General features: G+C 72.2%; 23 protein-coding genes and 2 pseudogenes. 17 read left to right on the top strand and 8 right to left on the bottom strand.

Features of this window, described 5'->3' with window-relative positions:
• Positions 1–6: 6 nt before the first annotated feature.
• The 5 genes from dop to prcA all read left to right on the top strand — a co-directional run bounded on the left by dop (position 7) and on the right by prcA (position 4198).
• On the top strand, positions 7–1524 hold the full coding sequence (gene dop, locus ACQP0N_RS15580) for a depupylase/deamidase Dop (RefSeq protein ID WP_355053020.1): 1518 nt from the start codon (positions 7–9) through the stop codon (positions 1522–1524).
• 105 nt (positions 1525–1629) lie between these two features.
• Positions 1630–1845 (top strand): ubiquitin-like protein Pup, encoded by a 216-nt coding sequence (locus ACQP0N_RS15585; protein ID WP_088948111.1) that lies wholly within the window; start codon positions 1630–1632, stop codon positions 1843–1845.
• 181 nt (positions 1846–2026) lie between these two features.
• Positions 2027–2548: an endonuclease VII domain-containing protein gene (locus ACQP0N_RS15590; protein ID WP_357119264.1), complete on the top strand. Its 522-nt coding sequence runs from the start codon at positions 2027–2029 to the stop codon at positions 2546–2548.
• Positions 2467–3306, top strand: coding sequence for a proteasome subunit beta (gene prcB / locus ACQP0N_RS15595; protein WP_357119261.1), 840 nt, complete (start codon positions 2467–2469; stop codon positions 3304–3306). Before ACQP0N_RS15590 ends, prcB begins: the two co-directional genes overlap by 82 nt.
• Before the next feature lie 61 nt (positions 3307–3367).
• Positions 3368–4198, top strand: a complete 831-nt coding sequence (gene prcA / locus ACQP0N_RS15600) for a proteasome subunit alpha (RefSeq protein ID WP_355053023.1) — start codon at positions 3368–3370, stop codon at positions 4196–4198.
• A gap of 208 nt (positions 4199–4406) precedes the next feature.
• On the opposite strand, the gene ACQP0N_RS15605 is transcribed toward prcA, so the two are convergent.
• The 4 genes from ACQP0N_RS15605 to rfbB form a co-directional block, all read right to left on the bottom strand.
• Positions 4407–5711 carry a polysaccharide biosynthesis protein gene (locus ACQP0N_RS15605; RefSeq protein ID WP_433121055.1) on the bottom strand — a complete coding sequence of 435 codons (1305 nt, stop codon included), beginning with the start codon at positions 5709–5711 and terminating at the stop codon, positions 4407–4409.
• Positions 5708–6409 carry a glycosyltransferase family 2 protein gene (locus ACQP0N_RS15610; protein ID WP_355053025.1) on the bottom strand — a complete coding sequence of 234 codons (702 nt, stop codon included), beginning with the start codon at positions 6407–6409 and terminating at the stop codon, positions 5708–5710. The genes ACQP0N_RS15605 and ACQP0N_RS15610 overlap by 4 nt, the downstream gene beginning before the upstream one ends.
• A complete protein-coding gene (locus ACQP0N_RS15615; protein ID WP_007459918.1) occupies positions 6402–6773 on the bottom strand; it encodes a DUF2304 domain-containing protein in 372 nt (123 codons plus the stop codon). Before ACQP0N_RS15615 ends, ACQP0N_RS15610 begins: the two co-directional genes overlap by 8 nt.
• 169 nt (positions 6774–6942) lie before the next feature.
• A complete protein-coding gene (rfbB, locus tag ACQP0N_RS15620) occupies positions 6943–7944 on the bottom strand; it encodes a dTDP-glucose 4,6-dehydratase (RefSeq protein WP_396805168.1) in 1002 nt (333 codons plus the stop codon).
• An 88-nt stretch (positions 7945–8032) separates the two neighbouring features.
• On the opposite strand from rfbB, the gene rfbA reads away from it, so the two are divergent.
• From rfbA to ACQP0N_RS15645, 5 genes are all read left to right on the top strand, one after another.
• The gene (rfbA, locus tag ACQP0N_RS15625) at positions 8033–8920 is read left to right on the top strand and encodes a glucose-1-phosphate thymidylyltransferase RfbA (protein ID WP_433121058.1); all 888 of its coding nucleotides are present in this window, start codon (positions 8033–8035) and stop codon (positions 8918–8920) included.
• Positions 8917–9540 (top strand): dTDP-4-dehydrorhamnose 3,5-epimerase, encoded by a 624-nt coding sequence (gene rfbC, locus ACQP0N_RS15630; protein ID WP_433121060.1) that lies wholly within the window; start codon positions 8917–8919, stop codon positions 9538–9540. The genes rfbA and rfbC overlap by 4 nt, the downstream gene beginning before the upstream one ends.
• Before the next feature lie 68 nt (positions 9541–9608).
• Positions 9609–10967, top strand: a complete 1359-nt coding sequence (gene pafA / locus ACQP0N_RS15635) for a Pup--protein ligase (protein WP_234581936.1) — start codon at positions 9609–9611, stop codon at positions 10965–10967.
• Positions 10968–11034: 67 nt separating this feature from the next.
• Positions 11035–11229, top strand: coding sequence for a hypothetical protein (locus ACQP0N_RS15640; protein ID WP_355053029.1), 195 nt, complete (start codon positions 11035–11037; stop codon positions 11227–11229).
• A 234-nt stretch (positions 11230–11463) separates the two neighbouring features.
• Entirely contained in the window at positions 11464–12603 is a 1140-nt protein-coding gene (locus ACQP0N_RS15645) for an oxalate decarboxylase family bicupin (protein ID WP_433121063.1), read from the top strand.
• A gap of 103 nt (positions 12604–12706) precedes the next feature.
• Here the strand turns inward: ACQP0N_RS15645 and ACQP0N_RS15650 are convergent.
• Both ACQP0N_RS15650 and ACQP0N_RS15655 read right to left on the bottom strand, forming a co-directional pair.
• Positions 12707–13791 (bottom strand): annotated as a pseudogene (locus ACQP0N_RS15650) (DUF3866 family protein).
• Between the two features lie 60 nt (positions 13792–13851).
• Entirely contained in the window at positions 13852–14853 is a 1002-nt protein-coding gene (locus tag ACQP0N_RS15655) for a cation diffusion facilitator family transporter (RefSeq protein WP_433121065.1), read from the bottom strand.
• A gap of 119 nt (positions 14854–14972) precedes the next feature.
• Here ACQP0N_RS15655 and ACQP0N_RS15660 point away from each other — a divergent pair, with 119 nt between their 5' ends.
• The 6 genes and pseudogenes from ACQP0N_RS15660 to ACQP0N_RS15685 all read left to right on the top strand — a co-directional run bounded on the left by ACQP0N_RS15660 (position 14973) and on the right by ACQP0N_RS15685 (position 19821).
• Positions 14973–15971, top strand: coding sequence for a helix-turn-helix transcriptional regulator (locus ACQP0N_RS15660; RefSeq protein WP_355053033.1), 999 nt, complete (start codon positions 14973–14975; stop codon positions 15969–15971).
• Positions 15968–17032 carry a helix-turn-helix transcriptional regulator gene (locus ACQP0N_RS15665; protein ID WP_433121067.1) on the top strand — a complete coding sequence of 355 codons (1065 nt, stop codon included), beginning with the start codon at positions 15968–15970 and terminating at the stop codon, positions 17030–17032. Before ACQP0N_RS15660 ends, ACQP0N_RS15665 begins: the two co-directional genes overlap by 4 nt.
• A 10-nt stretch (positions 17033–17042) precedes the next feature.
• Positions 17043–17288 carry a hypothetical protein gene (locus ACQP0N_RS15670; RefSeq protein ID WP_433121069.1) on the top strand — a complete coding sequence of 82 codons (246 nt, stop codon included), beginning with the start codon at positions 17043–17045 and terminating at the stop codon, positions 17286–17288.
• Positions 17289–17446: 158 nt separating this feature from the next.
• Positions 17447–17782 (top strand): Sec-independent protein translocase subunit TatA, encoded by a 336-nt coding sequence (gene tatA, locus ACQP0N_RS15675; protein WP_433121071.1) that lies wholly within the window; start codon positions 17447–17449, stop codon positions 17780–17782.
• Positions 17783–17800: 18 nt separating this feature from the next.
• Positions 17801–18751 (top strand): twin-arginine translocase subunit TatC, encoded by a 951-nt coding sequence (tatC, locus tag ACQP0N_RS15680; protein WP_433121073.1) that lies wholly within the window; start codon positions 17801–17803, stop codon positions 18749–18751.
• A 144-nt stretch (positions 18752–18895) separates the two neighbouring features.
• Positions 18896–19821, top strand: a pseudogene (locus ACQP0N_RS15685) (diacylglycerol kinase family protein).
• Here ACQP0N_RS15685 and ACQP0N_RS15690 read toward each other — a convergent pair.
• On the bottom strand, positions 19784–20695 hold the full coding sequence (locus tag ACQP0N_RS15690; protein ID WP_433121075.1) for an EamA family transporter: 912 nt from the start codon (positions 20693–20695) through the stop codon (positions 19784–19786). The pseudogene ACQP0N_RS15685 and the gene ACQP0N_RS15690 sit on opposite strands and share 38 nt — an antisense overlap.
• A gap of 65 nt (positions 20696–20760) precedes the next feature.
• On the bottom strand, positions 20761–21522 hold the full coding sequence (locus ACQP0N_RS15695; RefSeq protein ID WP_433121077.1) for an HAD family hydrolase: 762 nt from the start codon (positions 21520–21522) through the stop codon (positions 20761–20763).
• 86 nt (positions 21523–21608) lie between these two features.
• Here ACQP0N_RS15695 and ACQP0N_RS15700 point away from each other — a divergent pair, with 86 nt between their 5' ends.
• A complete protein-coding gene (locus ACQP0N_RS15700; RefSeq protein ID WP_433121079.1) occupies positions 21609–24410 on the top strand; it encodes a DEAD/DEAH box helicase in 2802 nt (933 codons plus the stop codon).
• The last annotated feature ends 138 nt before the right edge of the window (positions 24411–24548 follow it).

Genomic DNA, 24548 nt, shown 5'->3' on the forward strand with positions numbered 1-24548 from the left:
AGGTCGATGAGCGTAAGACGGATCATGGGCACCGAGGTCGAGTACGGCATCTCCGTGCCCGGCCAGGCCGGAGCCAACCCGATGGTCACCTCGTCCCAGGTGGTCAACGCCTACGGGGCCCGGCCCGAACTCAACCGGGGCGGTCGCGCCCGCTGGGACTACGAGGAAGAGTCGCCGCTGCGCGACGCCCGCGGCTTCACCTACTCCGGGGCCGCCTACGACCCCGCCGAGGCCCTCGCCGACGAGGACCTCGGCCTGGCCAACGTGATACTCACCAACGGCGCACGCCTCTACGTGGACCACGCGCACCCCGAATACTCCACCCCCGAGGTCACCACTCCCCGCGACATCGTGCGCTGGGACAAGGCCGGCGAGCGGGTGATGGCCGAGGCGTCCCGCCGCGCCGCCACCATCCCCGGCAGCCAGCCCATCCACCTCTACAAGAACAACACCGACAACAAGGGCGCGAGCTACGGCGCCCACGAGAACTACCTGATGCGCCGGCAGACCCCGTTCGCCGACATCGTGGCGTACCTGACGCCCTTCTTCGTGACCCGCCAGATCGTCTGCGGCGCCGGCCGCGTCGGCATCGGACAGGACGGCGGGCAGAGCGGCTTCCAGATCTCCCAGCGCGCCGACTTCTTCGAGGTCGAGGTCGGCCTCGAGACCACCCTCAAGCGACCGATCATCAACACCCGCGACGAGCCGCACGCCGACGCCGACAAGTACCGCCGGCTGCACGTCATCATCGGCGACGCCAACCTCTCCGAGATCTCCACCTACCTCAAGGTGGGCACCACGGCGCTGATCCTCACCATGATCGAGGAGAAGGCGCTCAGCGCCGACCTCGGCATCGCTGACCCGGTCAGCGAACTGCGCGCGGTCAGCCACGACCCGTCCCTCACGCACCTCATGCGGCTGCGCGATGGCCGCCGCCTGACCGCCCTGGACGTGCAGTGGGCGTACCTCGAACGGGTCCGGTCCTTTGTCGACGACCGGTACGGCGCCGACGTCGACGAGCAGACCGCCGACGTGCTGGACCGGTGGGAGGGCGTCCTGGACCGGCTCGGTCGCGACCCGATGCTCTGCGTGGACGAGTTGGACTGGGTGGCCAAGCTACGGCTGCTGGAGGGCTACCGGGAGCGGGAGAAGCTCGGCTGGGGCTCCCACAAGCTCCAGCTCGTCGACCTGCAGTACTCCGACGTACGCCCGGAGAAGGGCCTCTACAACCGGCTCGTCTCCCGAGGGGCGATGAAGACGCTGCTCACCGACGAGGAGGTCCGCAGCGCGATGACCGAGCCCCCGGAGGACACCCGGGCCTACTTCCGGGGCCGCTGCCTCGCGCAGTACGCCTCCGAGGTGGTCGCCGCGAGCTGGGACTCGGTGATCTTCGACGTGGGTCGGGAGTCGCTGGTCCGGGTGCCGATGATGGAGCCGGAGCGGGGCACCCGTGCCCACGTCGGGGCCCTGTTCGACCGCTGCGCCAGCGCCAAGGACCTGCTGGAGACGCTGACCGGCGGCTGAACGCGCCAACCGAATGCCCGCCGTGTGCCGCAAGCCGGCGCGCGGCGGGCTTTTCGTCGCCCCAGCGAGGTAAGTTCATCGCAGACGATCGTGGAGGAGGCAGCAATGGCCACTCATGACAGCGGCGGCCAGTCGCAGTCCGGCAAGTCCCGCCAGGGCGAGGAAATCGAGGACGTCACCACCGAGGCCAACCCCGAGGTGGCCGAGCGGCACGCCGAGATCACCGAGGACGTCGACGACCTGCTCGACGAGATCGACTCCGTCCTGGAGGAGAACGCAGAAGAGTTCGTGAGGGGCTATGTACAGAAAGGGGGCGAATAGGGCATAGCCGCGCAAAACGGACATGGCTCTGAATGGCCAAGATGGCCACCGCCGCTGCCGCGACTGCGGTGAGTGGCTCCCCCTTGATCAATTCTGCGCGAACAGCAAGCGGCCGGAGGGTCGGGGTAGCTACTGCAAGCCCTGCTTCAACGCTCGATCCAAGGCGAGCTATGCCAAGCGCGTGAAGGAGCAGCAGGGCAGGGACGTGCGGCAGTTGCCCGCGGTGCCGGAAGGGCATCGAAGGTGCCCTGACTGCGATGTCACAAAGCCCCTGGATGACTTTCCGCGTAACCGCTCCGCCCGCAGCGGCTACGGCCGATACTGCAAGCCCTGCCACAACGAGAAGGGCAAGGAGAGCAGGCTCCGACTGCATGGCGGCAGTCGCGAGTACCACCTCCAGCGGCGCTACGGCATCGGGGAGAAGGAGTTTCAGGAGCTCCTGGCCGAGCAGGACGGGGTCTGCGCGATCTGTGGGGGCGCGGACCCGCAACATCTGGACCACGATCATCGCACCGGATGGGTGCGCGGGATACTCTGCTTCAACTGCAACGGTGGTCTTGGCCAGTTCCGTGACAGTCCTACGAGGCTGGCCAGGGCGATCACGTACCTGAGAGGAACCACGTGGCAGCGGGCTTTGATCCATCCGGGCGTCTACCAGATGTGTTCACCAACGCGGGGACGTCCTCCTTCACCACGTTTCTGAGCCGGGTGGCCCCCGAGATGCTGCCCGGTCGTCGGCCGCTCCCGCCGGGCATGGCCGCCGACCTGGCGCCGCACGCGACCACCATCGTGGCCATCTCGGCCGCCGGTGGAGTGGTGATGGCCGGCGACCGGCGGGCCACCATGGGCAACCTGATCGCCCAGCGCGACATCGAGAAGGTGCACCCCGCCGACGCGTACTCGCTGGTCGGCATCGCGGGCACCGCGGGCATCGGCATCGAGCTGATGCGACTGTTCCAGGTGGAACTGGAGCACTACGAGAAGATCGAGGGCGCGATGCTCTCGCTCGACGGCAAGGCCAACCGGTTGGCGTCGATGATCCGGGGCAACCTGGGCGCGGCCATGCAGGGCCTCGCCGTGGTCCCGCTGTTCGCGGGCTTCGACCTGGCCGCCAGTGACCCGGCGCGCGCCGGGCGGATCTTCAGCTTCGACGTGACCGGTGGCCCGTACGAGGAGACCGGGTACGACGCCATCGGCTCCGGCTCGCTCTTCGCCAAGTCGGCGCTCAAGAAGCGTTTCCGGACCGGCGTGTCCCTCGAGGACGCGACCCGGCTCGCGGTCGAGGCGCTCTACGACGCGGCCGACGACGACACCGCGACCGGCGGTCCGGACCTGACCCGCCGGATCTATCCGGTGGTGATGACCGCTACCGCCGAGGGCACCCGCCGGTTGACCGACACCGAGACGGCGGCGATCGCCGAGGGTGTGGTCGCCGGTCGGATGGAGAATCCGGGCGGCTGAGCGCCGTCCACCCCCACCAGTCAGCAGTCGTCAGCACAGCGCCGTAAGGAGAACCGCCGCCGTGGCCATGCAGTTCTACGCCTCGCCCGAACAGATCATGCGCGACCGCTCCGAGCTGGCCCGCAAGGGCATCGCCCGGGGTCGCAGCGCGGTGGTCCTGAGTTACTCCGGCGGGGTGCTCTTCGTCGCGGAGAACCTCTCCAGCGCCCTGCACAAGGTCAGCGAGATCTACGACCGGATCGGCTTCGCCGCGGTCGGCCGGTACAACGAGTTCGAGAACCTGCGCCGCGCGGGTGTGCGGATGGCCGACCTGAACGGCCTCAGCTACGACCGGCGTGACGTGACCGGGCGGGCCCTCGCCAACGCGTTCGCGCAGACGCTCGGCGCGATCTTCACCGAGCAGTCGAAGCCCTTCGAGGTGGAGATCTGTGTGGCGGAGGTCGGGGCGACCCCGGACGACGACGAGCTGTACCGGCTCACGTACGACGGGTCGGTCAACGACGAGCCGGGGCGGATGGCGATGGGCGGCCAGGCCGAGGCGATCACCGGTGTGTTGAAGTCGCAGCACCGGGCGGACATGTCCCTCGGTGAGGCCGTCCGGGTGGCGGTGCAGGCGTTGAGCACCGTCGGCGGTGAGGGTGGCGCGGCCCGTACGATCGCCGCGAACCAGCTCGAGGTGGCGGTGCTGGACCGTCAGCGGGTGGGGCGTACGTTCCGGCGGATCACGGGGGCGGCGCTGACGGCGCTGCTCGACGGTGATGTCGCGGCGGCGGAGGAGCCCGCCGAGGCGGGTGGGCCGGACACGCCGGCGCAGCCGACCACTGAGGCGCACAAGCCGACGACGTCGGCGGGCTCGGCCGACCTGGAGGACAAGCCGGCGGACGGCAAGTAGTTCCCGTACGTGCATACGGCGGGCAGCCCGGAGACCGGGCTGCCCGCCGTATGCGTTCCCACCCCGCTCCAGCCCGCCGATCTTGCACTTTCGGTTGACGAAAAGCCAGTTTGATGACGATTGGTCGCGACAGGAACTGCAAGATCGCCGGGCCGGGCCGGGCCGGGGCGGGGCGGGGCGGGGCGCGGCGCGGTCTGGGACGGGTGGGTTAGGGGGCGGTGGTTACTTCGGGTGCGACGGCTTCGTGGGTGGGGGTGGAGGCCGGCGTGGGGAACCGGGTGCCGCGCAGGAGGGCGGCCATGGTGGCGGCGACCACGACGGAGCCGATGGCGTAGCCGAGTTCGACCCGCAGCGCGGTGGCCACGGGTGCGAGGGTGGCGGCGACCAGCGCGGCCACGCCCACGGCCCAGGCGACGGCCTGGGCCCGGTGCCGGTCGAGGGCGAGCAGCGCCTGACCGAGGACCATCGCCCAGAGGTAGGCGAGGGTGGCCGCGGCGAGCCAGGCGAAGTCACCGTGGCCGAGGACGTCGGGCGCGTCGAACAGGGTCTGCACCAGCCACGGGCCGAGCAGGATGGCGAGCACGGCGCCGGTGACGCCGAGCGCGGTGACGATGCCCAGGGCTCGCCGCAGGAGGCTGTTGAAGGCCGTGCGGTCGCCGGTCGCGGCGGAGGTGGCGAGGCCGGGTAGCAGGGACGCCTGGAGCGAGGCGAAGACGAACAGCGGGATCCGGACGAGCACCAGCGCGGAGAGCAGCGCGCCGGCGGTGGCCACGTCGGAGGGGTCCAGCACCTTCACGTTGATCACGCCGATGTTGACGACGACCTGGGAGAGCAGGCTGGACGTGATGAGCAGGCCGAGGCCGCGCAGGAACGCGGCCCAGGCGACGGGGACGCCGCCGCCGACGGCCCGGAGCACGGGTGCGGCGGTGATCGCCACGCCGATCAGGGGCGCGGCGATCAGCACCGCGCCGAACCAGACGGGGGAGGTGACGCCGGTCAGGCCGAGCAGGGCGACGAGGGCGATGCGCAGGCCGCCGTCGACGCCGAGCTGGGTGCCGTACCAGGGGAACAGTTGCAGGCCGGAGAGCACGCCACGGGTGGTGTGCGCGACGGCGAGCGCGGCGAGCGACCCGATCAGGACGGCGACCATCCGGTCGTCGCCGGCGAAGAGCCGGTCGGCGAGCGGCGCCCGCGCGACGATGATCAGCGCGACGACCGCGACGAGCAGGCCGAGGGCCAGGGCGGCCCCCCGGGCCAGTACGGGCCCGGGGGTGAGGCCCTGGCTGTGCCGGCCGGCGACGAGGCGGGCGACCTCCTGTTCGACGGGCATGAACAGGCCGATGCCGAGGGTGAAGACGATCGTCCAGAGGGCCGCGAGCGACGAGTAGTCAGCCTCGGTGAGGCTGTGCCCGGCGACAGCCAGGTGGACGTAGGAGGCGAGCCCCAGCAGGGCCAGGCCGGCGCCGACGGCGACGGTGCCCGGTGGGACCAGACTCAGCAGCCGCCGGATCACCGGCGAATGAGCGCCAACGTGAGGACGGCGAAGGCCCGACCGAGGTAGATCATGGCCTTGGCCGGGGAGTGGCTGGGGGTGCCCGCCATCCGCTTGCGCATGGCCACCGGCACCTGGCGGATGGTGTAACCCCGCCGGGCGGTGTGCACGAGCGTCTCGACCGTGTCGCCGAGGTACTCCACCGGGTACCAGGTGGCGAACATGTCGATGACCCGGCGGTTGGCGGCCCGGAACCCGGACGTGGTGTCGGTGAGCTTGGTGCGGGCGACGCGGGAGAGGACGCCGGAGAGCATGACCATGGCCCAGCGGCGGGGGCCGCGGACGCTGTAGTCGCCCTCGCCGGCGAACCGGGCGCCGATCACCAGGTCGGTGTCGTCCAGCAGGTCGACGAGCTTCGGCACGTACCGGGGGTCGTGCTGGCCGTCCGCGTCGATCTGGATGGCCACGTCGTAGTCGTGGTCGCGGGCGTACCGGTAGCCGAGGCGCATGGCGCCGCCGACGCCGAGGTTGTACGGCAGCTTGGCGACCCGGGCGCCGGCGGCGGCGGCGACGGCGGCGGTGCGGTCGGTGGAGCCGTCGTCGACGACGAGCACGTCGACGCCGGGTAGCTCGCCACGGACCTCGCCCACGACGTCGGCGATGGACCCGGACTCGTTGAGCGCGGGGATGATGATCAGGACCCGCTTGCCGTTAACCATCGTGCGACACCAGTTCGTCTCGGGCCGCCCGGTCCGCGTCGATCTCGGCGCGCAGCAGGGCGAAGTCTTCTGCCAGGGTCCGGGTCTCTTCCTCCAGGGCGCTGACCTCCCAGCTGAGGTGCACGCAGACCAGCAGCAGGAAGACGATGCCGAGGAAGAGCACGAGGCTCACGCCGGACTGGACGCCGAGCAGTTCGGCGACGTTGTCCAGCAGGCGGGGGAAGAGCGACAGCGGAATGACGATCACCAGGACACAGAGCCAGAGCATGCCGTACTTCTCGCGGAGCTGCCGGCGGCGCAGCAGCTCGACGATCGTGGCCAGCAGTATCAGGCCGGTCAGGCCGGTGACGAGGGTGAGCTTCATGCGACCTTCCACGGGGCGGGGGGAGCGGCGGAGGCGTACGTGGCGGCCAGGGTGGTGCGCGCGCCCTGAAGGGGTGGCACACCGGTGGCGGCCCAACGGCCGTTCCCTAGCAGACTGTACGCCGTTCGGGGGGCGGAACGGGGGGACCGAACGTTGGTGTTCGCCCTCCTCATGCGGTCGGCGCCGCCTTGAGCGGCTCCCACCAGGCGCGGTTGTCGCGGTACCACCGCACGGTCTGCGCCAGACCGTCGGTGAGGTCGATGCTCGGGGCGTACCCCAGCTCTTGGTTGATCTTGGTGATGTCGAGCGAGTAGCGCCGGTCGTGGCCCTTGCGGTCGGCGACCGGGACGACCCGGTCCCAGCCGGCGCCGCAGGCCTCCAGCAGCAGGCCGGTCAGCTCCTTGTTGGTGAGCTCGGTGCCGCCGCCGATGTTGTAGACCTCGCCGGCGCGGCCCTTCTGCTGGACCATCGCGATGCCCCGGCAGTGGTCGTGCACGTGCAGCCAGTCGCGGATGTTGCCGCCGTCGCCGTAGAGCGGGACGGTGCCACCGTCGAGCAGGTTGGAGACGAAGAGCGGGATGACCTTCTCGGGGAACTGGTACGGCCCGTAGTTGTTGGAGCAGCGGGTGACCACCACGTCCATGCCGTGGGTGCGGTGGTAGGCCAGCGCGAGCAGGTCGGAGCCGGCCTTCGAGGCCGAGTACGGCGAGTTGGGGGCGAGCGGCCAGGTCTCCGTCCAGGAGCCCTCGTCGATCGAGCCGTACACCTCGTCGGTGGAGACGTGCACGAAGCGGCCGGTGCCGTGGCGCAGCGCCGCGTCGAGCAGGGTCTGGGTGCCGAGCACGTTGGTGGTGACGAACGGCGCGGCGCCGGCGATCGAGCGGTCGACGTGTGATTCCGCCGCGAAGTGCACGATCACGTCGTGCCCGGCGACCACCTCGTCGACGACGGTCGGGTCGCAGATGTCGCCCTGCACGAACCGCAGCCGGGGGTCGTCGCGCACCGGGTCCAGGTTCGCCAGGTTGCCCGAGTAGGTGAGCTTGTCGAGCACGGTCACGCCGGCCGGGTCGAGCGCCGGCACCCCCGCGGCCGTGCCACCGGGCACGCCCAGCAGCATGCGGACGTACTCTGAACCGATGAATCCGGCACCGCCGGTGACGAGGATCCTCACGGGTCCAGGAGTGTACGCGAAGCGGTCGGCAGGCTTTCGGCGGCGACCACCGACATGCCGACGGGCCGGTAGCGGCTAAGCTCCCCCGGTGCGCGGAATCCTACTCGCCGGCGGCACCGGTTCCCGGCTCTGGCCGATTACCCGGGCAGTGTCCAAGCAGCTGATGCCGGTCTTCGACAAGCCGATGATCTATTACCCCCTCTCCACCCTGGTGATGTCCGGGGTACGGGAGATCCTGGTGATCACCACCCCGGAGGACCAGGACCAGTTCCGTCGACTGCTGGGCGACGGCAGCCAGTTCGGGCTGCGGCTGGAGTACGTGACGCAGGCGCGCCCGGAGGGCATCGCCCAGGCGTTCGTGCTGGGGGCGGACTTCATCGGCGGCGAGTCGGTGGCGTTGATCCTCGGCGACAACATCTTCCACGGGGTGGGCCTGGGCCGGCAGCTCGCCGCCCACGGCGACCTGGTCGGTGGCCGGGTGTTCGCCTACCCGGTGGCCAACCCGCAGGAGTACGGCGTGGTGGACTTCGACGCCGAGGGGCGGGTGCTCTCGATCGAGGAGAAGCCGGCCCGGCCGAAGTCCCGCTACGCGGTCCCCGGGCTGTACTTCTACGACAACCGGGTGGTCGACATCGCGGCCAAGCTGACCCCGAGCGCCCGGGGCGAGCTGGAGATCACGGCGGTCAACGAGACGTACCGGGAGACCGGCGAGCTGTCCGTCACCCTGCTGGACCGGGGAACCGCCTGGCTGGACACCGGCACCTTCGCCTCGATGATGCAGGCCGGCGAGTTCGTCCGGGTGATCGAGGAGCGGCAGGGTCTGAAGATCGGCTGCATCGAGGAGGTGGCCTGGCGGGCCGGCCTCATCGACGACGACCAGCTGCGGGCGCTCGCCGAGCCGTTGGTCAAGAGCGGGTACGGCGACTACCTGTTCGGCCTTCTGGCCGAGAAGAACGAAGCGCAGGTGGGCCGGTGAAGATCCGCGAGCTGAGCATCGAGGGCGCCTGGGAGATCACCCCCCAGCAGCACGGCGACCCGCGCGGCATGTTCATGGAGTGGTACCGCTTCGACAAGCTCGCCGAGGCGGTGGGGCACCCGCTGCGCCTCGCCCAGGCCAACCTGTCGGTCTCCGCGCGCGGCGTGGTGCGCGGCATCCACTTCGCCGACGTGCCTCCCGGGCAGGCCAAGTACGTGACCTGCGTGCGCGGGGCGGTCCTCGACATGATCGTCGACCTGCGGGTGGGGTCGCCGACCTTCGGCCGCTGGGAGGGCGTCCGGTTGGACGACACCGACCGGCGGGCCGTCTACCTCAGCGAGGGCCTGGGGCACGGGTTCTGCGCGCTGACCGACGACGCGACGCTGAGCTACCTCTGCTCGGCCACGTACAACCCGACCGGCGAGCACGCGGTGCACCCGCTCGACGAGGAACTGGGCATCGAGTGGCCGGCCGACACGCCACTGCTGTCCGCGCGCGACGACGCCGCGCCGACCCTCGCGCAGGCCCGCGAGAGCGGCCTGCTTCCGGAGTACGACGCCTGCCGGCGGTTCGTGGCCAGCCTTGGACCGGACGGAATGTCGCACTCAGCCGGTATGTGACCATCCCTCGGGCACGACCTGTGGTGTGACAGTGACGAACCGGGCCTCCGGGCGGCTAATGTCTCATCATGGAGCGGCGAATCTTCGGCCTCGAGACCGAGTACGGCGTCACCTGCACCTATCGCGGGCAGCGCAGGCTGTCCCCGGACGAGGTCGCGCGGTATCTGTTCCGGCGCGTCGTGTCCTGGGGTCGGTCGAGCAACGTTTTCCTGCGCAACGGGGCCCGTCTCTACCTGGACGTCGGGTCGCACCCGGAGTACGCGACACCGGAGTGCGACTCGGTGACCGACCTGGTGGCCCACGACCGGGCCGGCGAGCGGATCCTGGAGGGGCTGCTCGTCGACGCGGAGAAGCGGCTGCACGACGAGGGCATCGCAGGTGAGATCTACCTGTTCAAGAACAACACCGACTCGGCCGGCAACTCGTACGGCTGCCACGAGAACTACCTGGTCTCCCGGCACGGGGAGTTCGGCCGGCTCGCCGACGTACTCATCCCGTTCCTGGTCACCCGGCAGTTGATCTGCGGTGCCGGCAAGGTCCTGCAGACGCCACGCGGCGCGGTCTACTGCCTGTCGCAGCGGGCCGAGCACATCTGGGAGGGCGTCTCCTCGGCGACGACCCGCAGCCGACCGATCATCAACACCCGCGACGAGCCGCACGCCGACGCCGAGCGCTACCGGCGCCTGCACGTCATCGTCGGTGACTCGAACATGAACGAGGTCACCACGCTGCTCAAGGTCGGCACGGCCGACATCGTGCTGCGGATGATCGAGGCCGGCGTGGTCATGCGGGACCTGTCGCTGGAGAACCCGATCCGGGCGATCCGCGAGGTGTCGCACGACATCACCGGCCGCCGCAAGGTGCGCCTGGCCTCCGGCAAGGAGGTGAGCGCGCTGGACATCCAGCAGGAGTACCTGGCCAAGGCCACCGAGTTCGTCGAGCGGCGCGGCGGCGACCAGGCCGCCAAGCGGGTGGTCGAGTTGTGGGGCCGGGTGCTCAACGCCGTGGAGAGCGGTGACCTGGAGCCGGTCTCGCGGGAGATCGACTGGGTCAGCAAGCTGCGGCTGATCGAGCGGTACCAGCGCAAGCACGACCTGCCGCTGTCGCACCCCCGGGTGGCGCAGATGGACCTGGCGTACCACGACGTGCGCCGTGGCCGGGGCCTCTACGGGCTGTTGGAGCGCCGCGGCGAGGTGGACCGGGTCGCCACCGACCCGGAGATCTTCGAGGCCAAGGAGACCCCGCCGCAGACCACCCGGGCGCGGCTGCGCGGCGAGTTCATCCGGCACGCCCAGGAGAAGCGGCGCGACTTCACCGTCGACTGGGTGCACCTGAAGCTCAACGACCAGGCGCAGCGCACCGTGCTCTGCAAGGACCCGTTCCGGGCGTACGACGAGCGGGTGGAGCGGCTGATCGCCAGCATGTGACGGGACCGCCGGCCCCGACGGTGGTGTACGCCGACGGGGCCGGCGCAACCGGTAGGCTGGGCGCGCCATGACGACTTCTGGACCATCCGAACCCTCCGAGCGCGGCGGCGCGCGGCAGAACTGGGTCGAGCGCCGGCGGGAGAAGATCCGCGCCGAGATCGATCGCAACCGGCGTGGTGAGTACACCGTGCCGACCTGGGTACTGGCCGTGGCGCTGGCGCTCATCGTGGGCGGCTGGCTCGCCCTGATCTTCCTCTCCTGATCCGCCCCGCGCGCTCGCGCGTGATGTCCGGTGATCCCTGCCCCGCCCCGTCGCCCGTTGTCCGGTGATCCTCGCCCCGCGCCGTCGCCCGCTGTCCGGCGTGCTGACCCGTCGGGGCCAGGGGTTGGCCCGGCCGGGTCGTACCGCCGGGTATCCGCTGGCCGTCGCCGTCGCGGGCCGTCCTGCCGCCCAGCGTGCCGGCGGCGCCAGGACGCGACGACGCGGGAGGCGATCATGAACGACCCGACGGTGCCCCAGCCGGAACGCGACGGTGGGGGCTGGGTGGACCCCGGGCCACGTGACGTGGTCCGCGACCGGCAGAACCCCGATCTGTTGACCCCACCGAGCACGGACGCGGGCACGCTGCCGAACCTGCGGTTCTCCTTTTCGGACGCGCACACCCGGGTGCAGCGCGGCGGATGGACCCGGGAGGTGACCGTACGGGAGTTGCCCATCGCCACCGAGCTCAGTGGCGTGGACATGGCGCTGGAACCGGGCGGGTACCGGGAGATGCACTGGCACAAGCAGTCCGAGTGGGCGTACGTGTCGCGGGGCAGCGCCCGGATCAGTGCCGTCGACCAGGAGGGCCGCAACTTCCTCGACGACGTACGCGCCGGTGACCTGTGGTTCTTTCCGCAGGGGGTGCCGCACCACATCCAGGCGCTCGACGAGGGTGTGGAGTTCCTGCTGGTCTTCGACGACGGCGCGTTCACCGAGAACGGCACCTTCCTGATCAGCGACTTCTTCGCGCACACCCCGAAGGACGTGCTGGCCAAGAACTTCGGGTGGCGGCTCGATCAGCTCGACACGATCCCCGAGCGCGAGAAGTACATCTTCGCCGGCCAGGTGCCGCCGCCGTTGGACCAGGACCGGGTCGTCAGCCCGACCGGGGACGTGCCCCGCACCCTCAGCCACCGGCTGCTCGCCCAGAAGCCGCAGCGGTTCCCGGGCGGGCAGGTCCGCATCGCCGACGTCACCCAGTTCGCCGCGGCCACCACGATCTGCGCCGCGTTGGTCGAGGTGGATCCGGGCGGGATGCGGGAACTGCACTGGCACCCCACCGACGACGAGTGGCAGTACTACCTGTCCGGTCACGGCCGGATGGGCGTGTTCGCCAGCTCCGGTGTGGCCGGCACCTTCGACATGCGCGCCGGCGACGTCGGGTACGTGCCGTTCGCCTACGGCCACTACATCGAGAACCTCGGCACCGAGCCGCTGGTGTTCCTGGAGATGTTCCGTAAGCCCCGGTTCGAGTCCGTCTCGCTGACCCAGTGGATGGCGAACACCCCGCCCGAGGTCAGCGCGGCGACTCTCAACCTGCCGAGAGAACTCATCGAGGCCCTACCCCGAGACCAACGCCCGGTCATCCGCTGACCCCCACCCGATCGGTCCCGGTGATCAAGAGGTTTGCGTCAAAATCGCGCCGGATTCTGACGCAAACCTCTTGATCACCAGGGCTGGGGGTGGGGGTGGGGGGTTAGGGGAGGTGGGTTGTGGCTTGGCGGCCGGCGGCTGCTGCTGCCAGGAAGTAGACGTGGTCGGCGTCCAGGGTGCGGCCCATGGTGGACAGGGGGACGGGGCTGGCGCGCAGCGCGGCGTCGAGGCCGGCGGTGGGCACCCGCACGATCCGGTGGCGGGCCGCCAGCGGCGCCAGGGCCGCGTCGACCTCGGCCGCGAGTGCCGGGTCCAGGTCGTCGGGCACCACCAGCTCCGCCGGGGCGAGCGCCACCCGGCCGTACGCGGTGAGGCTGTGGTGCGACACGCCGTTGTGCCGGGGGCGGGGGTCGGCGTCGGAGATGCGCAGCGAGCCGACCGGCCGCCCGCCGAGCGTGGCGATCGCGTTGACCGCCTCACCGACGGCGACGCCGGAGAATCCCCACCGGGTGCCGGTGCCCAGGTTGCCGGGGCCCTGCGCCACGATCGCCACGTCCGCGTTCAGCACGTGGCGGGCGGCGAGCAGACCGCCGTGCAGGGTGGTGGCCTCCAGGTCGCCGCCGAACGCCTGCCCGACGGTGATCGTCCCGGCCAGCTCGTCGCGCAGCCCGGCCAGGGTGCGGGAGAACCAGGCGGGCAGCGCGCCACCGTCGGTGAGCAGGTACGCGACCCGCGCCCCGGAGCGTCGGCCCGGATGCCGGCCAGGATCGCCGGCAACGCCGAGTGCAGGTCGGCGGTGACCACGGGCAGGCCGCCCAGGTCGTCGGCGTCGGCCAGCACGGCCCGGTGCGGGGACGCCTCCTCGTCGACGCCGAGCAGGATCGGCTGCAACGGCGTGTAGCGGGCCTTGACGAGGTGCCCGGCGTCGCGGGTGTCGCCGGCGTCCGGCGGGTCCGGGGGCAGTCGGTCCGGCACCGCCACCACGAGGGCGTACCCGCCGGTGCCCAGCCCCATCAGCAGCGCGCCGGCGTTGAGGAGCACCCGGTCGCCGGGCTCGGGCGTGCCGACCAGCTCGGGATAGGCCAGCGCCCGCATGCGCGTGCCGTCGGGCAGGTCGACGTCGAGTTCCACCGCTCCGGTCCACTGCCGTCGCAGCGCCGCCACCGTCCCCGTACGCCATCGCACCATGACGGGCACGCTAGCCGCGCGGGCGCGGCGGACCGCGACCGGGTGCGACGCCGCTCGGGTTCAGGTCCGCTCGTCGCCTGGGGAGGCGGGCGGCGCGGCCTGGGTGTGCCGGGCGGTGCCGGTGGCGCCCGGCAGTGAGCGGGTCGGGTCGAGGAAGACGAACCGGATCTCCGGGTACCGCTCGGTGAGCCGCCGTTCGGCCTCGTCGGCGGCGGCCTCGATCTGCGCGCCGGTGGCCTCGTCGCGGAAGTCGACCTTCGCGGCGACGAGGATGTCGTCCGGGCCGAGCTGCATGGTCAGCAGGGTGTCAATGCGTTCCACCTCGGGCAGTTCGGCCAGCTCCTGCTCGATCTCGCGGCGCAGCCGTTCCGGCACGGCCCGGCCGACCAGCAGCGACAGGTTGTTGCCGGCGAGGATCCCGGCGACGGTCAGCAGCAGCAGGCCGATGAGGATCGACGCGACGCCGTCCCACACCTCGTCGCCGGTGGCGTGCGACAGGCCGACGCCGAGGCCCGCGAGCACCAGGCCGATCAGGGCCGCGCTGTCCTCCAGGAAGACGGCCTTGACGGTGGTGTCGGCGGTGAGCCGCAGGAACCGTCGCGGGGTGGTCTGCCAGCGCTCGGACTCGCGCCGGACCTGCCGGACGGCCCGTGCCAGCGAGATCGACTCGATGACGAACGAGACCGCCAGCACGATGTACGAGACGAGGTAGTCGCCGCTGTGCTCGTGCACGAGGATCGTGGTGACGCCGTGGGTGACGGCGAAACCGGCGCCGGCCACGAAGGTGAACATCGCGGCGAAGAACGCCCAGACGTAGCTCTCCTTGCCGTACCCGAAGGGGTGCCGTTTGTCGGCCGGCCGGGCCCCCCGGCGCAGCGCCTGGAACAGCAGCACCTCGGTGGTGGTGTCGGCGACCGAGTGCGCCGCCTCGGACAGCATCGCGGCCGAGCCGGAGATCAGCCCGGCGACCAGCTTGGCGACCGCGATGGCGAGGTTGGCGACGCCCGCGACGACCACGGTGCCGACGCTCTCGCTCTCGGTCTTCATCCCGGCTTGCGACATGAGGAGAACCCTATGGCGGTGGGCGGCGGCGCGCCGGGGGAGGACCCGATCCGAACAAGTGTGCGGCACGCCCCGCGTGGGTGCACGATGCGGGCGCGTCGGCTGCTAGCGTCTACCGCGTGTCGCGGACCCGCACCGAACGCCTGGTCAACCTGGTGATCTGCCTGCTGTCCACGCGACGGTTCCTGACCGCCGCGCAGATCGCCGCGACCGTGCCCGGCTACGAGCACGATCCCGACGACGCGCGCGACCACGAGGCGTTCCAGCGCAAGTTCGAGCGGGACAAGGCCGAGCTGCGCGAGTTGGGCGTCCCCCTGGAGACCGGCACGGCCAGCGTCTTCGACGCCGAGCCCGGCTACCGCATCGCCCACCGCGAGTACGCGTTGCCCGACATACCCCTCGAACCGGACGAGGCCGCCGCCGTCGGCATCGCCGCCCGCCTGTGGCAGCACGCCGGGCTGGCCGCCGCCGCGTCCTCCGGGCTGGCCAAGCTGCGCGCCGCCGGGGTGGACGTCGACCCGCAGGCCACCCTCGGCCTGGAGCCGATGGTCACCGTCGACCCGGCGTTCGCGCCGCTGACCGCCGCCGCGCGGGACCGCCGGGAGGTGGGCTTCGACTACCGGGTACCCGACCGGGACGCCCCCAGCCGCCGCCGGCTCCAACCGTGGGGCGTGGTCTGCTGGCGGGGCCGGTGGTACGTGGTCGGCCACGACCTCGACCGGGACGCCACCCGCTGCTTCCGACTCTCCCGGGTGGTCGGCGCGGTCCGGGTGACCGGCGCGTCCGGCGCCTACGAGCCGCCGCTGGGAGAAGACCTGATCAGTCACGTGGCCCGCTGGTCCGGGCCGGTGGAGCGCACCGGCCGGGCGACCGTGCTGGCCGCGCCCGGCCGGGCCGCCGGCCTGCGTCGCTGGGCGGTCGAGGTGACCGCCGGGCCGGACGGCGACCACCTGGTCCTGCCGTACGCCGACCCGGACGGTCTGGCCGGCCACCTCGTCGGCTACGGGCCGGACGTACGCGTGCTCGACCCACCGGAGGTCCGCGAGGCGGTCATCCAGCGGCTCAAGGAGATCGCGGTCCGCCACGACGAGCTGGCGGTCTCCGGGGGTGCCCGGTGACCCGCCCGGCCGCCCGTGGCGGTTCCAAGACCTCGGCGGACCGGTTGGCCCGCCTGCTCAACCTGGTGCCCTACCTGCTGGCCCGACCGGGCATCGAGGTCGCCGAGGCGGCCGGTGACCTGGGTGTCACCGAACGGCAGCTCCGCGAGGACCTGGAGCTGCTGTGGGTGTGCGGGCTGCCCGGTTACGGCCCCGGCGATCTGATCGACATGGCGTTCGACGGTGACCGGGTGACCATCACCTACGACGCCGGCATCGACCGGCCGCTGCGGCTCACCCCCGACGAGGCCCTCGCGCTCGTGGTGGCGCTGCGGATGCTCGCCGAGACCCCCGGCGTCGCCAACCGGGACGCCATCGAACGGGCCCTCGCCAAGATCGAGGACGCCGCCGGTGACCTCGTGGGCGCGCCGGTCGCGGTCCGGCTCCCCGGGGACACCCGGCGGGTCGAGGCGCTGCGCGCCGCCGTGGAGGGCGGCCGGGCGCTGCGGATCACCTACTACACGGCGGCCCGGGACGAGACCACCGAGCGGGTGATCGACCCGCTGCGGATGCTGATGGTCGGCGGTCGGGCGTACGTGGAGGCGTGGTGCCGGCGCGCGGAGGCGGTGCGGCTGTTCCGTGCCGACCGGATCGACGCGATCACCGAGCTGGACGAGCCGGCCGCCGTTCCGCCGCAGGCCGTCCCGCACGACCGCACCGAGGGGGTCTTCCGGCCGTCGCCCGACCTGCCGCTGATCACCCTGCGGATCGGGCGCGGCGAACGGTGGATCACCGAGTACTACCCGTGCGAGCGGGTCGAGGCCGGCGACGGTGACCAGTGGCTCGTCTCGCTGCGCGTGACCGACCTGGGCTGGGCGCGACGATTCGTGCTCGGCCTCGGCCCGGACGTCACCGTGGTCGCCCCCGTCGAGCTGGCCGAGCAGGTCCGGGCGACCGCGTCCGCCGCGCTCGACGCGTACGCGGTGCCCGCGCCGGTGACGCGGCTGCCCGAGGACGAGCGCGCGGCCGTGGCCCCCGGCGCGCCGTCGGGCGATCCGGCGGTGGCCGGCCGCACCCAGTAGGCTGGCCGGCGTGCTGATCTGGATCGTGCTCGCGCTGGTGCTGCTCCCGCTCGTGGTGCTCGCGCTGGCCGTGCGCCCGGTGCTGGCCCGGCTGCCCAAGCTGCGCCGTGCCGCCGAGGCGTTGCAGCGCCGGGCCGGGGAGGCGGAGGCCCTGCGGGAGACCGCGGAGGCGTTGCAGCAGCGCGCCGAGGGCGTCCAACGCCAGCTCGACACCGCCCAGCAGCGCCTTGAGCTGATCAAGGCCAAGCGCGGCTGACCGCGCCGTCGGCCCAGGTGGTTGACGGATCATCGCGCGTTGGTCAAGACTTCACCGGCCGGGCCGGACCACCACCACCCGGCGGGTGGCATCGCACCGATCCGCACGTACGATGGGCTGCGTACCACCCCCCGGACACAGAGCGACTGGAGCTTCTCATGGGTGCCCTCAAGCCGTGGCACATCGCCGTTCTCGTGGTTGTGCTGATCCTGCTCTTCGGCGCGAAGCGGCTTCCCGACGCGGCCCGCTCGCTGGGTCGCTCGCTGCGGATCATCAAGGCCGAGACCAAGAGCCTGCAGGACGACGACCGCGACCTCGCCGAGAAGGCCGACGCGCAGGCCGGCTACCAGCCGCTGCCGCCGCACGCCGGGCAGCAGGCGCCGTACGCGGGGCAGCAGGCGCCGTACGCCGGGCAGCCGCAGCAGCCGCCGTACCAGCAGGCGCCGGCGCAGCAGCCGGTCGTCGACCCGGTGCACCGCGTCCGCGACAACTGACCGAAGGGCCTTCGCACCGTGGCCTTCGCCCTGCGTAAGCGCGGCCCGAGCACGTTCGAGCGGGCCGCCGACGGCTCGATGACGCTCATCGAGCACGTCCGTGAGCTGCGCAACCGTCTGTTCCGCGCCTCGCTGGCGATCCTGGTCGGTTTCGGCTTCGGCATCTGGCTGGCCGAGCCGGTGCGGCATTTGCTGTCGCAGCCGTACTGCGACCTGCCGGGGTCGAAGGACGCGTCCGGCAAGTGCCTGTTCGTCCAGCTCGGCCCGGCGGACCTCTTCCTGCTGAACCTGAAGATCGGCCTCTGGGTGGGCCTGATCATCGCGGCGCCGATCTGGCTCTACCAGCTCTGGGCGTTCATCGCGCCCGGGCTGCACCGGCACGAGCGGCGCTACGCGTACGCGTTCACGGCCCTGGCGGCGCCGCTGTTCGCCGCCGGCGCGGTGTTGGCCTTCTTCGTCACCGCCAAGGGCCTCGAGTTCCTGATGAACGTGTCCGGCGACGACATCTCGACCACGCTGGAAGTCACCCGGTACATCTCCTTCGTCACCAACCTGATCCTGCTGTTCGGGGTGGCGTTCGAGTTCCCGCTGATCGTGCTGATGCTCAACTTCGTCGGCCTGGCCAGCGCGAAGCGGCTGCTGAGCTGGTGGCGGGTGGCGATCTTCGTGTTCTTCGCGTTCTCCGCCGTGGTCACCCCCACTCCCGACCCGTTCGGGATGACCGCCCTGGCGGTCTGCCTCTCCGCGCTCTACTTCGGCGCGGTGGGCGTCGCGTTCATCAACGACAAGCGGCGGGGTCGCGGCAAGGAGGTCTACGCCGGTCTCGACGACGACGAGGTCTCGCCGCTGGAGTTCGACACGGACCCGGTCGTGGCCGGGCAGCGGGTCGACGCGACCGCGCCGATCGGCGCTCCGGAGCCGATCGCGAAGCCGGCGCCGATCGAACGCCGTTACGACGACATGACCTGACGGCCCCGCGCCGCCAGAGCCAGCCGACGCCGTCCCCGCCACGTGGGGGCGGCGTCGCGGTGTCCGCCGTCGCCCGAATCGAGCCGCCCGGTGGGCTGGGAGCGCTACCTCCGCACGATGAACATCAGATGTACGACGAGTACGGTGCTGGCCGTGACCGTGAAAGAGTTTCGGCCCGGACCGGCGGAGGACGCCGCGTCGGCCGCTGGCCCGGTGGCCGTGCTCGCCAACCCGACGGCCGGCCGGGGACGGCGTCGGGCTCTGCAGCCGGCCGGCCGGTGACGGTGCTGTCGGCGTCCACCCCCGATGAGGCGGAGGTGGCCTGTCGCACGGCGGTCGCCGAGGGCGCGGGCGCACTGGTCGCGATCGGCGGGGACGGCACCGTGCACCGGGCGCTGCAAGCCGTGGCCGGCACCGACATCCCGTTCGGACCGGTGCCCGCCGGCACCGGCAACGACTTCGCGATCGACACCGGCTTTCCCGCCGATCCCGTCGCCGCCGTGGAGGTGATCGCCGAGGCGCTGCGGGACGGTCGGAGCCGCGAGGTCGACCTGGCCCGGATGACGGGCGTCGACGGCGAGCAACGCTGGTACGGGGCCGTCCTCGCGGCGGGCTTCGACGCGATCGTCAACGAGCGGGCCAACCGGATGCGGTGGCCGCGCGGCCCCCGCCGGTACGACCTGGCGATCCTGATCGAGATGGCCCGCCTGAAGCCGCGGCGCTACACGATGCGCCTCGACGGGGTGCTGCACGAGATGGACTCGGTGCTGGTGGCGGTGGGCAACTGCCCGTCGTACGGCGGTGGGATGCGGATCTGCCCCGACGCCGACCCGACCGACGGGCTGCTGGACGTGGTGGTGGCCGGCCGGGCCGACCGGCGCACGATGATCCGGGTGAAGCCGCACATCTACCAGGGCACCCACGTCGAGCACCCGGTGGTGAGCAGCTACCGGGCCCGTACGGTGGAGTTGGCCGCCGACGGGATCGTCACGTACGCCGACGGGGAACGCTCGCTCGGCCTCCCGGTGACGATCACCGCGGTGCCCGGGGCCCTGCGACTGCTGCGCTGACCCGTACCGCGCCGATGCTGGCGGCGATCACCAGCACGATGGCGACGCATTCGGTCAGGGTCAGCGCCTGGCGCAGCACCAGCCAGCCGGCGAGGGTGGCGACGGCCGGGCCGAGACTCATCAGCACCGCGAAGGTGGCGGTGGGCATCCGGCGCAGCGCCAGCAGTTCCAGGGTGTACGGCAGGCCGGAGGCGAGCACCGCCAGGGCCGCGCCGAACGCGAGCACCTGGGGGTCGAGCAGGACGGCGCCGCCGTCGGCGATGCCCAGCGGCAGGGTGACCAGCGCGGCCAGGGTGAGCGCGAGGGCGAGCCCGTCCGCGCCGGGGAACCGGCCGCCGACGCGGGCGCTGAGCACGATGTACGCGGCCCACATCGTGCCCGCGCCGAACGCGAACGCCACCCCGGCCGGGTTGAGCCGGTCGAAGCCGCCCTGCCCGAGCAGCGCCACCCCGGCCAGCGCGAGCCCCGCCCAGCACCAGCTCGCCAACCGGCGGGCGGTGAACACGGACAGAGCGAGGGGACCGAGCACCTCAAGCGTCACCGTCGGTCCGAGCGGGATGCGTTCGATGGCCTGGTAGAACAGCGAGTTCATGCCGGCCAGGGCCAGCCCGAACGCGCCGACGGCGAGCCAGGCCGAGCGGTCGTGCCCGCGCAGTCGCGGCCGGCACACGACGAGCAGCAACACCGCCGAGATCGTCAGCCGCAGGGTGACCGCCCCGGCCACGCCGGTGCGCGGAAAGAGCAGCGCGGCGACGGCGGACCCGAACTGGACCGACAGCGCCCCGCCGAGCACCAGCCCCACGGCGAGGACACCACCGTGCCGCTGTGGGGGCGCGTCGGTCGGTGTCGACGCAGGCAGGAGGGTGTCCGTCACGGCCCTGACGCTAGGCGGTCGGCTCCCGGGACGCGCGGGCGGCCTCGACGCGGATCAGCCCGGGATCAGGCGGGCAGGGCCAGGTCCAGGACCGCGCCCAGCCCGTTCTCCCGGCCCGGCTCGGCGGCCGGCAGCACCAGCACCGCGCAGCCGGCGGCCACCGCGCCCGCGTCGGCCGGGCTGTCGCCGACCATCAGCGTCTGCTCCGGGTCGACGCCCAGTAGCCCGCACGCGCGCCAGAAGATCGCCGGGTCGGGCTTGCAGCGCCCCACCTCGTACGACAGCACGAACGCGTCGACGAGGTCGGTCAACCCCCAGGCGTCGAAGTGCGGGCGCAGGTCGAAACCGATGTTGCTGACCACCGCGACGCGTACGCCGGCGTCGCGCAGCGCGGCCAGCGTGGGGGCCGTGTCCGGGTAGGGCACCCAGCCCTCGGCGAGGAGCAGCCGTTCGTAGAGCGCGTCGGCCAACCCCTCGATGCCGGCGTCCACGGTCTCGGCCAGCCCCGTGTACGCGCCCCGGTGGGCGTGCGGGTAGAGGTCCCGGTCGGCCCACAGCTCGGCCAGTCGGGGCGGAACCCGGGCCGGTAGCGGGCCGCCCGCGCGGCCGGCGGTCAGCAGGCGGTCGGCCAGCGAGGTGGCGCGGACCCGGTCCAGGGTGACCCCGCACGCCGCCGCGGCCTCCAGCACCCACTGCCGAGGCTCCTCCACCTGGGCCAGGGTGCCGTGGAAGTCGAAGAGCACCGCCTTCACGGGCCGTCGGGACGTCCGGCGGGCGGTGGCGCTGCCCGGCGGAGTGGTCTGGGGCGGTTCGGCATGGTCCGGCACGCCGTGCACCCTACCGACCCTCGCCGACAGCCCTGCCGGACGGCCTTGTGGGGTGCACTGTGCCGGCACGCACTAATCTTGGTGCCATGTCGAGCCCCGCCGAGCGGTACGCCGCGGCGCGCCGCCGGGCCGCGCAGGCCTCCGAGTTTCCGGCGCTGGACGAGTTCGCCCTGGACCTGGGGTTCGACCTCGACGACTTCCAGCGCGAGGCGTGTCAGTCGTTGGAGCGGGGCAGCGGTGTGCTGGTGTGCGCCCCGACCGGCGCCGGCAAGACCGTGGTCGGCGAGTTCGCCGTACACCTGGCTCTGCGGGGGCGGCCCGACGACCCGCCGGCGGCCGGCGGCGCGACACCGCCGACGGCCCGCCGCAAGTGCTTCTACACGACGCCGATCAAGGCGCTGTCCAACCAGAAGTACCACGACCTCGTCGACCGGTACGGCGCCGAGCAGGTCGGCCTGTTGACCGGCGACAACGCGATCAACGGCGACGCGCCCGTGGTGGTGATGACCACCGAGGTGCTGCGCAACATGCTCTACGCGGGCTCCAGCACCTTGCAGGGGCTCGCCTACGTGGTGATGGACGAGGTGCACTACCTCGCCGACCGGTTCCGCGGCGGCGTGTGGGAAGAGGTAATCATCCACCTGCCGGAGTCGGTCACCCTGGTCTCGTTGTCGGCGACCGTGTCGAACGCCGAGGAGTTCGCCGACTGGCTGGTCACCGTGCGCGGCGAGACCGCCGTGGTGGTCAGCGAGCACCGGCCGGTGCCGCTGTGGCAGCACATGCTGGTCGGCAAGCGGATGTTCGACCTGTTCCACGACGCCGACGCCGCCCGCAAGCACGACGTGCACCCGGAGCTGCTGCGCTACACCCGCGACACGATGCGTCGCCTGGAGCTGGGGGAGGGGCGCAGCGCCGGGCCGGGCTCCGGACGCCGAGGTCCGCGCTGGCGCGGCCCGATCCGCCCGGACATCGTGGACCGGCTCGACCGCGAGGGCCTGCTGCCGGCCATCCTGTTCATCTTCAGCCGCGCGGGCTGCGCCGCCGCCGTGCAGCAGTGCCTGGCGGCCGGGCTGCGGCTCACCTCGCCCGAGGAGCGCGCCGAGATCCGCCGGGTGGTCGAGTCCCGGGTCACCGCCATCCCCGGCGAGGACCTGACGGTGCTGGGCTACTGGGAGTGGCTGGACGGGCTGGAGCGCGGCCTCGCCGCCCACCACGCCGGCATGCTGCCGGTGTTCAAGGAGGTCGTCGAGGAGTTGTTCGTCCGGGGCCTGGTCAAGGCGGTCTTCGCCACCGAGACCCTCGCGCTGGGCATCAACATGCCGGCGCGCTGCGTGGTGCTGGAACGCCTCGTCAAGTACAACGGCGAGGCGCACGTCGACCTGACCCCGGGGGAGTACACCCAGCTCACCGGCCGCGCCGGCCGACGGGGCATCGACGTCGAGGGGCACGCCGTGGTGGTGTGGTCCCCGGAGACCGATCCGCGCCACGTGGCCGGGCTCGCCTCCACCCGCACCTATCCGCTGCGGTCCAGCTTCCGGCCGTCGTACAACATGGCGGTGAACCTGGTCGGCTCGGTCGGCGCGGAGCCCGCCCGGGCGCTGCTGGAGTCCTCGTTCGCCCAGTTCCAGGCCGACCGGTCGGTGGTCGGCCTGGCGCGGCAGGTGCAGCGCAACACCGAGACCATCGAGGCGTACGGCGCGGAGGCCGCCTGCCACCACGGCGACTTCGACGAGTACTTCGCGCTGCGGGTGGCGATCGCCGACCGGGAGAAGGCCATCGCCCGGCAGGGGCAGACCCAGCGCAAGGCCGCGGCGGTGGCGTCGTTGGAGCGGCTGCGTATCGGCGATGTGATCCGGGTGCCGTCGGGCCGACGGGCCGGTCTGGCCGTCGTGCTGGACCCGGCGACCGGCGGGTTCGGCGAACCCCGTCCGCTGGTGCTCACCCAGGACCGCTGGGCGGGGCGGGTCAGCCCGGGCGACTTCACCACGCCCGCCGAGGTGTTGGCCCGGATCCGGGTGCCCAAGCACTTCAACCACCGCTCGCCTGGGGCTCGGCGGGATCTGGCCGCCGAGGTCAGCGGCACCGGCCTGGACCGGCACGGCGGCCGCCGAGGTGGCCGCTCCCGGCAGACGCCGGGCGAGGACCACCGGCTCAGCCAGCTCCGTACCGAGCTGCGTAACCACCCCTGTCACGCCTGCCCGGAGCGGGAGGAGCACGCCCGCTGGGCGGAGCGCCGCCGTCGTCTCGAACGGGACACCGAGGAGCTGCGCGAGCGGGTCTCCGGGCGTACCGGCTCCCTCGCCCGGACGTTCGACCGGATCGTCGCGCTGCTGACCGAGCGCGGGTACCTCGGCCGCGACGGCGCGGTCACCGACGCCGGTCGGATGCTCGGCCGGATCTGGACCGAGGCGGATCTGCTGGTCGCCGAGTGCCTGCGTCGACGCGTGTGGGACGGGCTCTCCCCGGCCGAGCTGGCCGCCGCGGTGTCCGTGGTGGTCTTCGAGGCGCGCCGCGACGTCGACGAGCGGGCGTCCCTGCCGCGCGGCCCGGTCTCCGACGCGGTGGACGAGACGCTGAAGCTGTGGGGCGAGATCGAGGCCGACGAGGCCGCCCGTGGCCTGACCGCGACCCGCGAGCCGGATCTGGGCTTCGCCTGGCCGGTCTACCGGTGGGCCCGGGGCGAGGCCCTGGCGAAGGTGCTCGGCAGCGGGCACGAGATCGACGGCGAGATGCCGGCCGGCGACTTCGTCCGGTGGGCGCGGCAGGTGGTCGACCTTCTTGGTCAACTTTCCGACTCCGGCGGCGCCTCGCCGGAGCTGCGTTCCACGGCCCGGCAGGCCATTGCGGCCATCAACCGGGGAGTGCTGGCGTACCACACCTCGGCTTGATGATCACTTTCGGTCAACCGTCCCGATGAATCGACGCATCAGACGGTCACCGTGACGGCACCCCACGAATAGCCCGGGGGTGCTATTGCGCCTGCTCGGAGCACCCCTGATCATTGCCCCGGCGCTGTGCATACGCGC

The organism is Micromonospora sp. CA-246542, assembly GCF_050942905.1.
Taxonomy (GTDB): Bacteria; Actinomycetota; Actinomycetes; order Mycobacteriales; family Micromonosporaceae; genus Micromonospora.

Excerpts from the sequence above, each read along its gene's own strand:
- ACQP0N_RS15585 (WP_088948111.1), top strand. The coding sequence starts at position 1,630 with ATGGCCACTCATGACAGCGGCGGCCAGTCGCAGTCCGGCAAGTCCCGC.
- ACQP0N_RS15700 (WP_433121079.1), top strand. The coding sequence starts at position 21,609 with ATGTCGAGCCCCGCCGAGCGGTACGCCGCGGCGCGCCGCCGGGCCGCG.
- dop (WP_355053020.1), top strand. The coding sequence starts at position 7 with ATGAGCGTAAGACGGATCATGGGCACCGAGGTCGAGTACGGCATCTCC.
- ACQP0N_RS15610 (WP_355053025.1), bottom strand. The coding sequence starts at position 6,409 with ATGGTTAACGGCAAGCGGGTCCTGATCATCATCCCCGCGCTCAACGAG.
- ACQP0N_RS15645 (WP_433121063.1), top strand. The coding sequence starts at position 11,464 with ATGAACGACCCGACGGTGCCCCAGCCGGAACGCGACGGTGGGGGCTGG.
- pafA (WP_234581936.1), top strand. The coding sequence starts at position 9,609 with ATGGAGCGGCGAATCTTCGGCCTCGAGACCGAGTACGGCGTCACCTGC.
- ACQP0N_RS15615 (WP_007459918.1), bottom strand. The coding sequence starts at position 6,773 with ATGAAGCTCACCCTCGTCACCGGCCTGACCGGCCTGATACTGCTGGCC.
- tatA (WP_433121071.1), top strand. The coding sequence starts at position 17,447 with ATGGGTGCCCTCAAGCCGTGGCACATCGCCGTTCTCGTGGTTGTGCTG.
- ACQP0N_RS15655 (WP_433121065.1), bottom strand. The coding sequence starts at position 14,853 with ATGTCGCAAGCCGGGATGAAGACCGAGAGCGAGAGCGTCGGCACCGTG.
- ACQP0N_RS15640 (WP_355053029.1), top strand. The coding sequence starts at position 11,035 with ATGACGACTTCTGGACCATCCGAACCCTCCGAGCGCGGCGGCGCGCGG.